This is a genomic window from Paenibacillus sp. NRS-1760 (genome assembly GCF_050467785.1).
In the GTDB taxonomy this organism is placed as follows: Bacteria; Bacillota; Bacilli; order Paenibacillales; family Paenibacillaceae; genus Pristimantibacillus.
Window position 1 is genome coordinate 141204 of the sequence record NZ_JBITPK010000010.1, and the last position, 14696, is coordinate 155899.

The window sequence follows — 14696 nt, forward strand, 5'->3', positions numbered from 1 at the left end:
ATGCTTCCTGACGGGCTTATTGTTGTGTTAGAAGGTAATATTGTATTTGCTAACCATGCAATGCTAACCATGCTGGGCATTAGCAATTTCGATGATATTATTGGAGACCCCATAAACAAATTTATACATCCTGAATATTTAGAGCGGTTTCCAGCTATGATCAACTATTTAATTATAGAGGCTAATCCTTCTACGTTTACCTACTTCGAGCTGCTTCGTATGGATCAGCAAGCGATAGAGGTTGAAATGAGAGCAGTAGCTGTGAAATTTGATGGTAAAAATGCTGTCCAGCTTATTATTCATGATATAACCAAGCAGAAGCGAATGGAAGCCTCCTTGCATGAGAAGGATTATTTATATAAAAGCTTGATGGAAAATGTCGTAGCTGGTGTCTTTGTAGGACAATGCAATAAGATTGTTTATGCCAATCCTTATTTGGCGGAGATGTATGGCTACACATTAGAGGAGATGTATGAACTCAATTCAAGCGATTTGGTGTCAATGGATGAAATCAATCGTCACAAAAACGAGATAATGCATGGATCGGCGATTGGATTAAATCAATTTCCGCTTAAGTGTAAAGGCAGAAAAAAAGACGGCAGCATCATTTATTTGGAAGGCAACAGCTCCATCATTATGTTCAATGGACAGCTGTCCTTGCTCGGCACGATCCAAGATGTAACCTTTAAACGAGAAAAGGAAAATCTGCTAAGGGACAATGCGAACCTTTATCAGAAAATTATTAAGTTTGTTCCCGAGCCCATCGTTATTAGCGATCAAGGAATCGTTCTATATGCAAACAAATTAGCCCTGCATGCACTTGGGATTGAACCTGGAAAAGAGGTCATTGGAAGAAGTGTATTCGAATTTATTCATCCCAGCCATCATGCTTCTTCATTGGAGCAGATGGATTTAATCATGTCGTCGGATGAACCGACGTCATTTGTGGAACGAATCCTTGTACGTCCGGACGGACAGTTATTGGATGTAGAAATATCAAGCATTCGGATAAATAATTATTTAGGCAAGGATGTCATGCTCAGTGTGATTCGTGATTTGACCGACCGCAAACGCTCGGAGGAGGTTCTTATTCGTTCGGAGAAGCTGTCGGCAATTGGTCAGCTTGCCGCAGGAGTAGCGCATGAAATTCGAAATCCATTAACAGCGCTAAAGGGCTTTACACAACTTTTGAGCAGTAAATACCCGGAGAACCCGCATTATTTTTCAATTATGGCCAATGAAATTGACCGTATTACTTTAATCGTAAATGAGTTTATGACGTTAGCGAAGCCGCATTTCGCGAACTATCGCAGCGAGCCTCTAGAGCCGATACTGCGAAGTGTATTATCTTTGCTGGAAACACAAGCTATTCTTATAAATGTGGAGTTGAAGGTTTGTTTTGACCATACAAGGCCGAGTATATTTTGCAATGTGGACCAGCTTAAGCAGGTTTTTTTGAATATTATTAAAAACGCATTAGAAGCGATGCCGCAGGGCGGCGAAGTTGTTGTGACGGTTGCAAGCTTGGAGGATGGCTTCGTTCATATCCGAATTATAGATGGCGGTCCAGGTATACCGGAGGAGCTTATTTCAAAAATCGGCGAACCTTTTCTGACAACGAAAGAAAAAGGGACTGGGCTTGGCATAATGATCAGCAACCGCATTATTGAAGCGCACAAGGGTACGCTTCAAATTAGCAGTGTGATGAACGAAGGAACAGTCGTGGAAATTATGCTGCCTGTTGAGGATCAGCTTACGATAGGCCTAGGATGAGCTATAGGCGTTATCGACTGATGTCGCCAACAATCTTTTGCGTTTATGGTGAAGTGTGAAATAAATGACGGAAGATAAGGCAATTATAATGGCACAAAGTACATACATAACACTGTACCCGTAGCTTGAAGCCAAGGAGCCAAGCGTGTAGGAACCAATGCCATATCCAAGGTCGAACAGCAAATAAAATGTTGCTGTAGCGAGCCCTCTGCGATGTGCCGGAGCAGCAAGCACGGCTATGGTCTGAAAGCAAGGCAGCAGGGCGCCGTATCCGAGACCAATGACAGCACCGGAAACAAGCAGAATAACTGGCGAGCTTGCTTGGCTAAGCAGCAGCATGCCGATGGCAAATATAACGATGCTGGGATATACAATGACATGTTCTCCTACACGGTCAAGCAATTTACCGACAAGCGGACGAGGCAATACAATCATAATGCCGAAGCACACAAAGAAATAGCTGGCATATTGATCAATAGCCTGTTCATGAGCATAAACCGACATAAACGTTACGAGCCCGCTGTAGGCGAACGCGACTACAAACCCGCTAAGTGAAATGGGCACAGCTTTCTTCTCTACAAGATCGCGCCAATGCAGCTTGCTCTTCGTTTTTATGATCGGTTGATCAGCTTTGGCAGCGGCAGATTTCTTGGCTGTTGAAGCGCCTAGGATGAAGGAGATGAGCGCGCACACCGCGCATAATGCGAACATCGCTGTAAAGCCGCCATGCGTTGTTATCGTTAAGCCAACGAAAGGTCCGATGACCATCGCGAGGCTCATAAATAAGCTGAAGTAACTTATTCCCTCTCCTTTGCGATGCTCGGGTATGATTCCGATTGCAGTCGTATTCGTAGAGGTAGTTGCGATAGCGAACGTGCCGCCATGAAAAAAACGAACCAGCAGCAGCATCGCGTAGCCAAAAACACCTAAGTATGCAATCGAAAACAATAGAAACAGCAGCAACGAAATAATAACGATCTTCCGTTCCCCATAACGGGTCATCAATTGGCCAGCGAAGGGTCGAAGCAGTACTGAGGCGATAACAAAAACAGTCATCGATAATCCGGCCTGCGTATCAGATCCTCCAAGTCCATTGGTTACATAAACGGACAATGCTGTTGCTAATGTATAAAAAGCAAAAAATAGAAAAAAGCTACTTAAACATATTTTAATGAAGTCGGCGCTCCATAATTTATTCGTATTCATTATAGGTTCCCCTCTCAGATGTTCGCCGATCATTCACTCGTCTTTGTGTTTGATTCGTGGTTCAGTTCTGCGTTTTTAGTTATTTTGGCGATAAATTTTTTGAATGATTGAATTTCGTCTTCCGAAATATCGGTCAACAGCTGTGCAACAAATTTTTCTTCGATAGGTGCCAGTTCATTAGAACATGTTCTGCCATTAGCGGTTAAATAAAGCAGCTGCGATCGGCGGTCATTCGGATTGGCGACACGTCGGACAAGCTCTTTTCGTTCAAGCTGGTCAACAAGCCGTGTAATGTTGGCTGGGTCCTTGTCGGAGCGCTGTGCCAAATCTTTATGAGTCATGCCATCGTGCTCATCAAGATACATGAGCAGCGACCACTGTTCAGGCGTAACGTCATAATCTTGAAAAAGCTGATGCAGCCGAAGGTTTAGTTTACGGCCTGTATTGCTGAGCATATAGCCTACTGATTGTATAATTTCCATTGCTTTCACCTGCTATTTTCATTTAGTTGTTATGACAATAATACGCTTATCAACTAAATGGGTCAAGAGCTTCAATCCACAAATTTGGAATGAAGCGGTTTACAATTGATCGGAAGAGACATGATTTTGCTTGCGATATTGTTCGGGTGTAAGGTCGGTATGCAGCTTGAAAGCGCGGCTGAAATGAGAGGGATGCTTAAAACCAACATCATAACCAATGTCGGTAATGGGGTGAATGGTGTTGATAAGCTCGATTTTGGCCTGATAGATTCTACGCTGCATGAGAAACTGGAAGATTGTAAATCCAGTAACCTCTTTGAATGTTTTAGCCAAATAGTATTTGCTTAAGTGCAGCTCTGCTTGAATCGCCTCTAGCGTAATATCATCATTATAATGGAACTCCAAATAGGAGATGATTGCTTGAACATGGCGTTCTTTGGAGGTCGGAAAGGTTGGTTTATCCTTCAGCGGCTTCTGGCAAAGCTGATTGATCTGAATAAGAAAATCAAGCATTAAAGCTTGAAATCGCTGAATGGAGAAGCTGTCCTGAAGTACGTAAAGCTGTTCAAGCTTATGAAGACTAGCTTCTATTTCCGCTTTCTCATTGCCCCTCAGCTGCAAACGTATATTTTGAAGCTTCTCGAAGGGCTCGAGCAGGTCCGCTGCAAATGAAGGCTGAATAAATTGCTTGAAGTAATACGGATCAAAATGTAGGATCGACCGGTGGTAAACTGCGCTTGGATCGACATGTGCCCGGTGCAGTGTCATCCCGTGCATAAGCAGCAAGTCGCCAGGCTCCAGAACATAGATGCGGTCATTAATAAGATAGTTTACTTTGCCGCCATGGAAATAATAGATTTCGTAATGAAAGTGACTATGATAGGGAATATGAGCATTAAAATCAGAGCTGGTTCCCATTGTGAACGGTAATTTGATTTGTTGCTGCTTGCTCATCCTTTCGCCTCCACTCATAAATACCATCATTATACACCAACCACAGTCAAATAAAAGCGTAAACAAGTTAATGCGAATGAAGCCCACTGCATCCCAAAATGCTACCATATAGGCAGGCAAAACGATTGTGAAAGCAGCTGCTATTATAACATTGTAAATAAAGGGGCGGTATTTAGGATGCAGATCGTTCGTTTGGGAATTATCGGACTAGGAAATATGGGCAAGGGTCATATTGGCTACTTATTAAAAGGTGAAGTCAGTGGAGTTGAAATAACCGCAGTTAGTGATTGTGTACAAGCAAATCTTGCGTGGGCAAAAGAAAAGCTTGGCGATCAAGTCGGGTTATATGAGGATCCTTATGAAATGATGGACTCTGGACTTGTTGACGGAGTGCTCATTGCGACGCCGCATTTCTCCCATCCAGAGCTTTCTATTGCTTGCTTTAAGCGTGGTCTGCATGTGCTTTGCGAGAAGCCGGCAGGTGTTTATACGAAGCAGGTTCGCGAGATGAATGACGCAGCCAGCCAAACAAATGTGAAATTCAGCATGATGTATAACCAACGGACAAACCCGATATACGTGAAGCTGAAAGAATTGATAGATAACGGTGAGCTAGGTGAAATAAGAAGAACCAATTGGATTATAACCAATTGGTATCGCTCTCAAAGCTATTATGACTCCGGTACTTGGCGTGCAACTTGGGCTGGTGAAGGCGGCGGAGTGCTGCTAAACCAAGATCCGCATCAACTCGATTTGTGGCAATGGACGATCAGTATGATGCCAAAGCGCGTCCGTGCTTTCTGCTACTTCGGCAAGCATCGTGACATCGAGGTTGAGGATGATGTAACCGCATTCGTAGAGTACGAGAACGGAGCTACTGGAGTGTTCGTGACGACGACTGGCGAAGCGCCAGGCACGAACAGACTGGAAGTGAGCGGTGATCGCGGTAAAATTGTAATTGAAAATAACCAATTAACATTCTGGCGTCTAACCGTTCCTGAGCCGGAATTCAACAAGCAGTTCAAAGGCGGCTTCGGTCAGCCGGAATGTTGGAAATGTGAAATTCCGATTCATGGCAGCAACCCTGATCATAAAGGCATTACACAAAACTGGGTGAATGCGATTCTCTTCAATGAACCATTGATTGCTCCAGGTGAGGAAGGCATCAAAGGGCTTATGCTCTCGAATGCGATGCTGCTATCGACATGGACGGATGGCTGGGTAGATTTGCCGATTGATGAGGAGTTGTTCTATAAGCATCTGCAAGAGAAAATCGCAAGCTCAGCCTATCAGAAGGAGGACTAGATCGATGAGTAATGCAGATGGCATGAAATATGCGCCAAAGGGAAAGCCGAATAGAGTAGTTGAGGATGGGCAATTCGTAATCGCCGCTGTTAGTCTTGATCACGGTCATATTTATGGCATGTGCAACGGACTTGTGGAAGCGGGCGCCACTTTAAAATGGGTATACGACGCTGACCACGCTAAGGTTGAAGCATTTATCCGTCAATATCCGCAGGTGCGGGCAGCGGAGTCGGAAGAGCAGGTGCTCTCCGATGATGAGGTGCAGCTGGTTGCAGCTGCAGCGGTAACATCGGAGCGCGGACCGCTAGGCGTTCGCGTCATGCAGAGCGGCAAACATTATTTTACCGATAAAGCGCCATTTACAACGCTTGAACAGCTCGCGGACGCTCGCGCTGCATACGCAGATACAGGAAAAAAATACGCAGTATATTACAGCGAGAGATTGCATGTGGAATGCGCAGTTTATGCGGGTCAATTGATCGAACAAGGTGCAATTGGACGTGTTGTTCAAGTCATTGGACTAGGGCCGCATCGTTTGAACGCTGCCTCCCGCCCGTCATGGTTTTTTGAGAAGGAAAAGTATGGCGGCATCATTTGTGATATCGGATCGCATCAAATTGAACAATTTCTATATTTTACAGGCAATCAGAATGCCAATGTTGTAAACAGCAAGGTGGCCAACTATGCCAATAAGGAGTATCCAGAACTTGAGGATTTTGGAGATATGACGCTTGTTGGCGAGAATGGGGCAACCGGCTACTTCCGTGTCGATTGGCTAACACCAAGCGGTCTTGGAACATGGGGCGACGGTCGTACTATGATTCTCGGAACTGAAGGCTACATTGAGATGAGGAAGTACATTGATATCGCTAAAGATAAGGACGGAGACCAGCTTTATTTAGTAAATGCAGATGGCGAGCAGCATATTCAGCTTCGCGGCAAAGTCGGCTTCCCTTATTTTGGCCAGCTCATTCTCGATTGCTTGAACGGTACTGAGCTTGCTATGACGCAGGAGCATGCATTCAAAGCTGCTGAGCTGTCGCTTCTTGCTCAGAAGCATGCGACAAAAGTGGAGTAGAAATGTTTGCTGCTAATAGGTAGTTGCTTTTTTGCTCGTACTCAGTATAAAATATGTGAGAATTAATAAATGGAAGGAGTGGGAATATGAGGATCAAGCGCAGGGTTACGTTTATCAATTGTATTTTTCATATTCCCATTTCACTTTTACACTAAAGCATCTATTGCTTTAGTGTTTTTTTTTATCCTATGGAGGTGTAACGGCGAATGAGGTACAAGAGAGTTCTTATTAAGCTTAGCGGCGGGGCAGTTGCAGGAAATGCTGAATTCGGTTTTGAGCCTGAACGGTTAAATTACATTGCGAATGAAATTATATCGGTGGTCCGTTTAGGTGTTGAGGTGTCGCTCGTTATTGGCGGGGGGAATATATTTCGCGGCAATATGGCAGAAAGCTGGGGAATCGAAAGGGCGGAAGCAGACAACATCGGCACACTTGCAACCGTCATTAATAGTTTGATGCTTCGCGGGGTTCTGAAAGCTAAAACAGACAAAGAAGTACGCGTCATGACAGCGATACCGATTACTTCGGTCGCCGAGCCATACATCAGACTGCGTGCAATCCACCATTTGGAGCAAGGTTATATCGTCATATTTGCCGGAGGCAACGGTCAACCCTACGTGACAACGGATTATCCTTCGGTACAAAGGGCCATTGAAGTGAATAGCGAGGCGCTTCTGGTTGCAAAACAAGGCGTAGATGGCATTTTTAATGCCGATCCTAAATACGATGCCGATGCGAAGCGGTTCAAATCTCTTCATTACAATGATGTTTTGCAATATAATTTGAAGGTAATGGATCAGTCAGCCTTTATATTGGCTAGAGACTATCATTTGCCTATGCATGTGTTCAACTTCGACAAGCCCGGATCCATGAAAGAAATTTGTGAAGGCGGAAACAATGGAACCATCATTAGTGGTGAATCTGTTCTTGCCTACTAATAACTGTTGAAATAAAAAGGACTGCTTATAAAGGTACTCCCGTTTAATGAAAGCCGGGAAATGTACTTTTTAAGCAGTCCTTTGATGTTTTTAGGAGTCGGGAATTTTATAAAGACCTTATTCAACATCATAACAGAGCTGTAATTATAAGTCTATATTTTTGAATGATAATATGTAAAAATTTGATTATCTTGGATGGGAGGTACAGCATGAACCTACAATCATTATTTTCTGAACCTATTATGTCACAGTCCACTCTGGGTGGCTTTGCTAGTGACGTGTTTCTAGTCATCACGGAAGCAGGGGAATACGTTGTTCGATCATCCGGCGTAGATGAGACCGTTGATGCTCCTTTTGTATGGGCATGCAGCAATTTGTTCGGGAAACAATTAAGCGAGACGTTTGATATGGAGATTATTAATCAATATCTTTCACGATTGACAAGCAATATCGCTATTCCCAGTGTGCTTGGCAAGGCCGTGATCGATGGAAGACAAGTGATTTCGGTTGAAAAAATAAACGGAATTCCATTGTCATTTCAAAATAAATCCGCGATGCTGATGGAGGATTTCGGCAGGTCGATTGCGGAGATCCATTCCCATAAAGTTAAGGAATGGGGTTCTCTAAATGGATCAGTTCGGCATGCATTGGCTGATTTCCCTCAGAAGCTAGCAGATGCATTAAGGGTGTTGGCCGCTCGTTATTACAAGGAAAATACGGCAATCTATGAATCTCTTAATTACTACTGTTCATTAGCTGAAAATATGCCGGTACCGGAGTATGCCGCATGCATCATGCTCGATATGGATCCGAGACAGTTTCTATCAAATGGAGAACGTGTTAGCGCAATCGTTGATACAGAAGCGTATGTGCTTGGTCCTCGTGAAATGGATTTAATAGCGATTGAATGTTCATTGGATGAAGCGGGAGCTCATTATTTCCGCAAAGGTTATGCTGAAGTGCTGCCTTTCCCTGATTTATTACAGGTGCGTGAATTGTACCGATATTTCTTCTGCTTACTCGAAATTAAGGGGCCGGCTTTTGACTATCACAAATGGATGTCCTTTCCTCAACTATTCGGGAACTTTAGGAACGCAGAAGGGTCTTCTTAATTAGAGAGGTGATGAGGTGGAGCTCGAATATGTGAAGTATTTGGCAAAAGGATTTGAAACGGATGCCGTATTGATTGATTTGATGAATGCACATGGCAACGACGTTTGGAATTTTGCATTCTTTTTAATTCGGAATGCCGATGCGGCAGATGACATTTGTCAGGATGTTTTTTTGACAGTATATGAGAAGCTGCATACATTTCGAGGCGAAGCCAGTATGAAGAGCTGGCTGCTTGCCATTACACGAAACAAAACGTATAAGTACAAAAGAAGTGCTTATTTTTCTAAGGTCATTGTGATGGATTTCGTAACAAGAAGGGAAACATCCAGATCAGCGGAAGCAGAAGTTTTTGACCTTATGGAAACCAAATATATTTGGAACACCGTTATGAAGCTTCCGCTGCGCTACCGAGAAGTCCTCATACTGGAAATTCATTATCAATTATCCATGCAAGAAATGGCAAGTTTGCTGCAAATAGCGGAAGGGACGGTTAAATCGAGGCTGCACCGCGCACGCAAAAAAATGACAAGTTTACTGCAAAGTGATTCAAAAGGAGGAAACATCATATGAAGGAGCCAGAACAGTGGGAAGAAGCGCTTAGCCGCTCCCCGTTTGTGAATCCTCGCTTCACTGAGCAATTGAAGGAGAAAATTGTTTATAGGGCCAATGATAAACCGAAGAAAAAGTCTTATATTGCTCGTCTGGGAGCACTGAGTGCAATCGCAGCCGTCCTTGTCTATATTCTGTTTGTCACAGATTTGAGCAAGCTGTTTACGAGCCCTTCACAAATCGTCGGAACAAATGGAAGCGGCAGGGTAGCGGAGATTCGAACGGAATACAGGAAGAACGGCCAAATGATATTTCAAATATTTCCTGAAGAGAATGTGGTTGCAGGTGTCATGCAAGGCTATGTTCTCCATTTCACGCAGCCCATTGATGTTTTTCTTGGCAAAAACATTTCTATTGAAGGTTATCATGCGCAATCGGGAAAACGGTTGACCGTTATGTCCCCTGTGACCATTACAGAGCCGAGCTCAGGGTATGAGACGTTGGAACGTTTTACAACCAGCTTTAGCCTGCCGCTGGGCGGAACATGGACATTCGAGGTCAAGCTGAATGAACAATTTTACGGTGACTTTGTTTTGGCAGTGCAGGAGCCTTCGCCATGGATAAGCACATCTACGTTCAAATTGCCTTATACAGGCAACGATGGAATGCCTCACAACTATGTGCTTGCTGGCGAGAAAGACAAGGTTGGATTTCTTGTAGGCCCTTATCAAAATGAGCAAGGATTGATCCTCGACGAGCAGCCGATTGTTGCGGGGAAAGGAAATAAGTACATGTGGTATTTCTGGGGGAGCAAGAAGGAACTCACGGGCAGCTTTAACGTTATGGGCGTAAAAGAAGGCACCACGCAGGAGATTGAAGTTTTCTCTGCGCGCAGTGTGGGCTCTCCGCTGAATGGGGCAGACGCTGTTATTCCATCATCGATGGTACTGCCCGAAGCCGGCATGTGGCGGCTAAACGTATACATTCAAGATAAGTTATTTAGCAGTATTACTATTCAGGTGGAATCGGCGAGCTGATATTCATTATTTTAAAACGAGAAGGCTGCCATTAGGCAGCCTTTTTAGTAAACTATTTACATAAGAACGTATGTGCGGTAAATTATGGGTATGAGATCTATGCCAGAATGGAGTGCATGCATGAAAGCGTTCATAGAGATAGAAGGAGCAAGGCTGCATAACCTCAAGGATATCGATGTTCGTATTCCAAGAAATAAGCTGACAGTCATAACAGGCGTATCGGGAAGCGGCAAATCGAGTCTTGCTTTCGATACGTTATATGAAGAAGGAAAGCGGCGCTATCTATTGTTCTCGGGTACGCAGTATATGGTTGATGCGGTATCTTCTTTTGATAAAATAACGGGTTTGTCCCCTGCGGTAGCAATTGAGCAGCGTATCGTCCGGCAATCCAATCCTAGAAGTACAGTAGGCACGCGGACAAAAATCGGAAATTTACTTGCCATTTTGTTTGCAACGTATGGCAAACGTGATCCTGCCTACAATGACGGGCTGCCGCTCTCCATGGAGTTGTTTCAGAGGAACTCACCTAAGGGAATGTGTGTGAAGTGTCTTGGTACGGGAAGCCATCAGATGATTCAAGAAGAAGCGATTCTTAATCCGGAAACACAAATAAAAAACGTGTTTGATGGTTTTTTGGTCAAGCATCGTTTTCATAGAGGAAACTTCAAAAAGTTTTGTGAAATATACAAGATTGATATAAATGACAAAATCGGTGTTTTGCCGGATGATGTTTTTCATTCCTTTAAGTATGGCTGCCGCAAGAGTGGATTTGCAGGTGCCATTGTTGTTTTTACAGATATGATGAAACATATGGCCAGCAAAGTGAAGAGACATGGCAGCAAAGACAAAGAAGTGAATTTATGGGGGATTAATGCGGATTCGATCCCATGCCCCAAATGTAAAGGCACAGGTCTTGGCCTTCAGGCGATTCATACCACAATTGATGAGAAAACGATTAAAGAGCTCGAGGATATGTACATCAACGAACTGCTTGGTTTTTTGCAAAAGCAGCAGGCCAATGTATCAAGCAAAAACTTGCTGGATGAAATGGTCATGAAACTTAAGTGTATGGTCGATGTAGGCCTGCATCATCTTTCTTTATCGCGTCCTGTTCCTACGCTCTCAGGCGGTGAAATCCAGCGTCTGTTTCTGGCGTCTTTTATTATTGCGGATATGGATTCTATTATTTTTATATTCGATGAGCCTACAATCGGATTGCATGAAGTAGAGAAGGAGATGCTGATAAGCATCATTCAAGGCTTAGTGGAGCGAGGAAACACAGTCGTTGCTGTAGAGCATGATCATAAATTTATGCAAGCTGCCGATTACATTGTCGATCTTGGACCCGAAGCGGGAGTTCAAGGAGGAGAGCTCATTTTCCAAGGCAGCTACCTTGATTTTATGGCTTGTGAACGATCGCGAACAGCCCCTTATTTGAATGGCACCAAAACCTTGCATGTCAAAACACAATATAAGTTAGCCGATCCAAGCAAAGTACTTAGGCTGGAGCATGCGAGCCTACATAATCTTCGGGATGTCTCCGTGACGATACCTCTTGGACTGATGGTGGGAATAGCGGGAGTATCGGGCAGCGGCAAATCCAGCTTAATCCAGCACACACTAGTACCAAAGCTTAAGCAATCACTCCAAAGCAAGTTCATATATGACAACGATGATACAGAGCATGTGCTGCAAGACGAGGTGACGTTACTTGGATTCGAGCAGATTAAAAAATGTATAGTGGTGGACCAGAAGCCCATTGGAAGGAGCAAAACCTCTTGTCCAGCAACCTATACGGGTATATTTGATCGAATCAGGACTTTGTTCAGCAAAACACCTGATGCGGTGGAAAAAGGATATACAGCCGGTCTGTTTACCGTTAATTCTGAAGGAGGCTGTAGAGGCTGCAAGGGCGAAGGTTTTAAAAACCATTATGTTGGCTTCGGCAACTTCATAGAGGTAGAGTGCGATATGTGCGGGGCAACCGGATTTGTTGAAGAGGCTCTAAGTGTAAGGCTTGAGGGAAAGAACATTAAGGAAATTATGATGATGAGTGTCGCAGAGGCCGGCATTTTTTTTGGAAAAGAACAATCTTTGGCTTATGACAAAATGATATCGGCCACGCTCAGTACGCTCGAAAGTGTAGGGATGAGTTATATTACGCTCGGCCAAAAGACGCCATCTATTTCAGGCGGTGAAGCGCAGCGGATTAAGCTTGCCAAGGAGCTGTGCAGGCAAAGCGGGAAAAATAATGTATATATTTTGGATGAACCGACGACAGGCCTTTCTTTCTCAGATACGGAGCGGCTGATGACATTGCTGCAGCAGCTCGCAGATGCTGGCAATACAGTTATCATTACAGAGCATGATCCAGCTGTGCTCGCCAATTGTGATTATATTATCGAAATGGGACCTGGTGGCGGAAGTGACGGGGGAGCTATTATCGCGGAGGGTATGCCGACTGAACTAATGTCGAACAGTCATTCCATCATCGGGAAATATATAAAGCAGGTGTTGAAATGAGCTTTGAATGGCAGTTGTCCACTCCCGAGGCGGAGGGAATGGATGCTAAACTTCTAGAGCAGATAGATGATTATGTGAAGCAAAAGCGATATAGACTCATAAACAGCGTGATCATTGTGAAAAATGGGAAACTGGTTTATGAACGTTACTTCAATAAGTGTAATGAAAATACGAGGCATTCCATTAAATCAGTATGGAAGAGTATTTTAGCCATCGCTGTAGGCATCTGTTTGGACAAAGGCTTGATTAATAATCTGGAAGAACCGATAGGCAATTATTTGCCCGCCTTTGCTGGTCATAACCATCATTATCATAAGCTGATTACGATTCGGCATTTGCTAACGATGTCATCAGGCATTTACTGGAATGGCGGTGTTCATTACCATTGTCCGATGATGCAGCAAATGATGCGTACGAATGACTGGCTATCGCATATCGCTGATATTGACATGCACAGTGTTCCTGGCATGAATTTTCAGTATAAGGAATGGGATGTCATGTTGTTATCAGCGGTCATAGGCAAAGCCTATGGAAGCACATCCTACGATCTCATTTATCATGAAATGTATAAACCGCTCGATATCGCCAGTGGAATTTGGCCGAGCAGTCCATGCGGTTTCTCCTATACGGTAATGAAGGGTGAAGAACAATCGGATTTGTCTGCTAGAGATATGGCTAAGGTAGGTTTGCTATTTTTAGGAGATGGCAGTATTAATGGCAAACAGATTGTTTCTCCAGCGTTTGTGAAGCAAGCGATAACCCCATCCTATCCGTCCTATGGTTTTTTGTGGTGGCTGTCTCAAGCTGGATATGGATGTCGCGGATTTGGCGGGCAAGAGGTGAATGTCATTCCTGAGCATCAATTTGTATCCGTCATACAAGCGACACCCACACCATCGAGCAAATCGTATCCGGATATTCATGACTTGTTTCTTAGCCAAGCGATTAAATAAAAGCTGCTTATGATCTGAACATTAACGGAGGATAAACCTATGAATACGGTCATTTATATGGTTAGACACGCAGAATCGCCTTTTGAATTTGGACAAGAACGAACGCGCGGGCTTTCGGAGGAGGGTTTCTTAGAAGCAAAACGTGTTGCAGAGGTGCTGGGCGATGTCGATATTCATTTTATGGCATCCAGCTCCTACACCAGAGCGGTGCAGACGATTGAGCTTTTAGCAAAGCGGAAAGCGATGACGATTGTAGAGTATGAAGAACTGGTGGAAAGAGCGATAAAGGGTTTGGATTATAAGGCTACTTGGGACGTTCTGTATGAAGCGATAAGGAAATCTTTTATCGATATCGATTTTGCTTTGGAGGGCGGCGAAACGACTCGAAGCGTACAACAAAGAGCGATACCCGTCATAGAGAGAATACTGGAGGAGCACCGAGGTAAAAACATTGTTTTGGGTACACATGGAAATATAATGACGATCATTATGAACCATTATGATCATAAGTTTGGATTTGATTTTTGGAATACGACCTCGAAGCCAGATATTTATAAATTAACATTTAATCTGAATAAGCTTGAGCATGTGGAAAGGATATGGACTTAAGTAAGGCGACGAGAATCCATTGAAACCAATGGTCATCCTGCAAAGGATGGCCTTTTTGTATGCTATCATTCCAACGAGATCGTTCATTACATATATAGGATCATGTATTATTTTTTTGCAACAGACCAGATATTTAGTGTTATACTCGCTATTAAATTAACAACTAATGCGGAAAT

Annotated in this window: 13 protein-coding genes; 10 read left to right on the forward strand and 3 right to left on the reverse strand. The window is 43.8% G+C overall.

Annotated elements, in window-relative coordinates; all coding sequences use genetic code 11:
- A complete protein-coding gene (locus ACIFSR_RS11720; protein ID WP_339207576.1) occupies nucleotides 1-1773 on the forward strand; it encodes a PAS domain S-box protein in 1773 nt (590 codons plus the stop codon).
- On the opposite strand, the gene ACIFSR_RS11725 is transcribed toward ACIFSR_RS11720, so the two are convergent.
- From ACIFSR_RS11725 to ACIFSR_RS11735, 3 genes are all read right to left on the reverse strand, one after another.
- Complete coding sequence (locus ACIFSR_RS11725; protein WP_339207577.1) at nucleotides 1765-2979, reverse strand: MFS transporter; 1215 nt, start codon at nucleotides 2977-2979, stop codon at nucleotides 1765-1767. The genes ACIFSR_RS11720 and ACIFSR_RS11725 overlap by 9 nt on opposite strands.
- A 29-nt stretch (nucleotides 2980-3008) precedes the next feature.
- Nucleotides 3009-3461, reverse strand: a complete 453-nt coding sequence (locus tag ACIFSR_RS11730) for a MarR family winged helix-turn-helix transcriptional regulator (RefSeq protein WP_339207578.1) — start codon at nucleotides 3459-3461, stop codon at nucleotides 3009-3011.
- A gap of 99 nt (nucleotides 3462-3560) precedes the next feature.
- A complete protein-coding gene (locus ACIFSR_RS11735; protein WP_430057507.1) occupies nucleotides 3561-4415 on the reverse strand; it encodes an AraC family transcriptional regulator in 855 nt (284 codons plus the stop codon).
- A gap of 177 nt (nucleotides 4416-4592) precedes the next feature.
- On the opposite strand from ACIFSR_RS11735, the gene ACIFSR_RS11740 reads away from it, so the two are divergent.
- From ACIFSR_RS11740 to ACIFSR_RS11780, 9 genes are all read left to right on the forward strand, one after another.
- Nucleotides 4593-5720: a Gfo/Idh/MocA family protein gene (locus ACIFSR_RS11740; RefSeq protein ID WP_339207580.1), complete on the forward strand. Its 1128-nt coding sequence runs from the start codon at nucleotides 4593-4595 to the stop codon at nucleotides 5718-5720.
- A 4-nt stretch (nucleotides 5721-5724) separates the two neighbouring features.
- On the forward strand, nucleotides 5725-6798 hold the full coding sequence (locus ACIFSR_RS11745) for a Gfo/Idh/MocA family protein (RefSeq protein WP_430057509.1): 1074 nt from the start codon (nucleotides 5725-5727) through the stop codon (nucleotides 6796-6798).
- Nucleotides 6799-7004: 206 nt separating this feature from the next.
- Entirely contained in the window at nucleotides 7005-7736 is a 732-nt protein-coding gene (gene pyrH / locus ACIFSR_RS11750; RefSeq protein ID WP_339207582.1) for a UMP kinase, read from the forward strand.
- A 209-nt stretch (nucleotides 7737-7945) separates the two neighbouring features.
- The gene (locus ACIFSR_RS11755; protein WP_339207583.1) at nucleotides 7946-8848 is read left to right on the forward strand and encodes a phosphotransferase; all 903 of its coding nucleotides are present in this window, start codon (nucleotides 7946-7948) and stop codon (nucleotides 8846-8848) included.
- Between the two features lie 16 nt (nucleotides 8849-8864).
- Nucleotides 8865-9419 carry a sigma-70 family RNA polymerase sigma factor gene (locus tag ACIFSR_RS11760; RefSeq protein WP_339207584.1) on the forward strand — a complete coding sequence of 185 codons (555 nt, stop codon included), beginning with the start codon at nucleotides 8865-8867 and terminating at the stop codon, nucleotides 9417-9419.
- A complete protein-coding gene (locus ACIFSR_RS11765; RefSeq protein ID WP_339207586.1) occupies nucleotides 9416-10435 on the forward strand; it encodes a DUF4871 domain-containing protein in 1020 nt (339 codons plus the stop codon). The genes ACIFSR_RS11760 and ACIFSR_RS11765 overlap by 4 nt, the downstream gene beginning before the upstream one ends.
- A 120-nt stretch (nucleotides 10436-10555) precedes the next feature.
- Nucleotides 10556-12958 carry an ATP-binding cassette domain-containing protein gene (locus ACIFSR_RS11770; RefSeq protein WP_430057511.1) on the forward strand — a complete coding sequence of 801 codons (2403 nt, stop codon included), beginning with the start codon at nucleotides 10556-10558 and terminating at the stop codon, nucleotides 12956-12958.
- Entirely contained in the window at nucleotides 12955-13911 is a 957-nt protein-coding gene (locus ACIFSR_RS11775; RefSeq protein ID WP_430057513.1) for a serine hydrolase domain-containing protein, read from the forward strand. Before ACIFSR_RS11770 ends, ACIFSR_RS11775 begins: the two co-directional genes overlap by 4 nt.
- Before the next feature lie 39 nt (nucleotides 13912-13950).
- Entirely contained in the window at nucleotides 13951-14520 is a 570-nt protein-coding gene (locus ACIFSR_RS11780) for a histidine phosphatase family protein (RefSeq protein ID WP_430057515.1), read from the forward strand.
- Nucleotides 14521-14696: the final 176 nt, after the last annotated feature.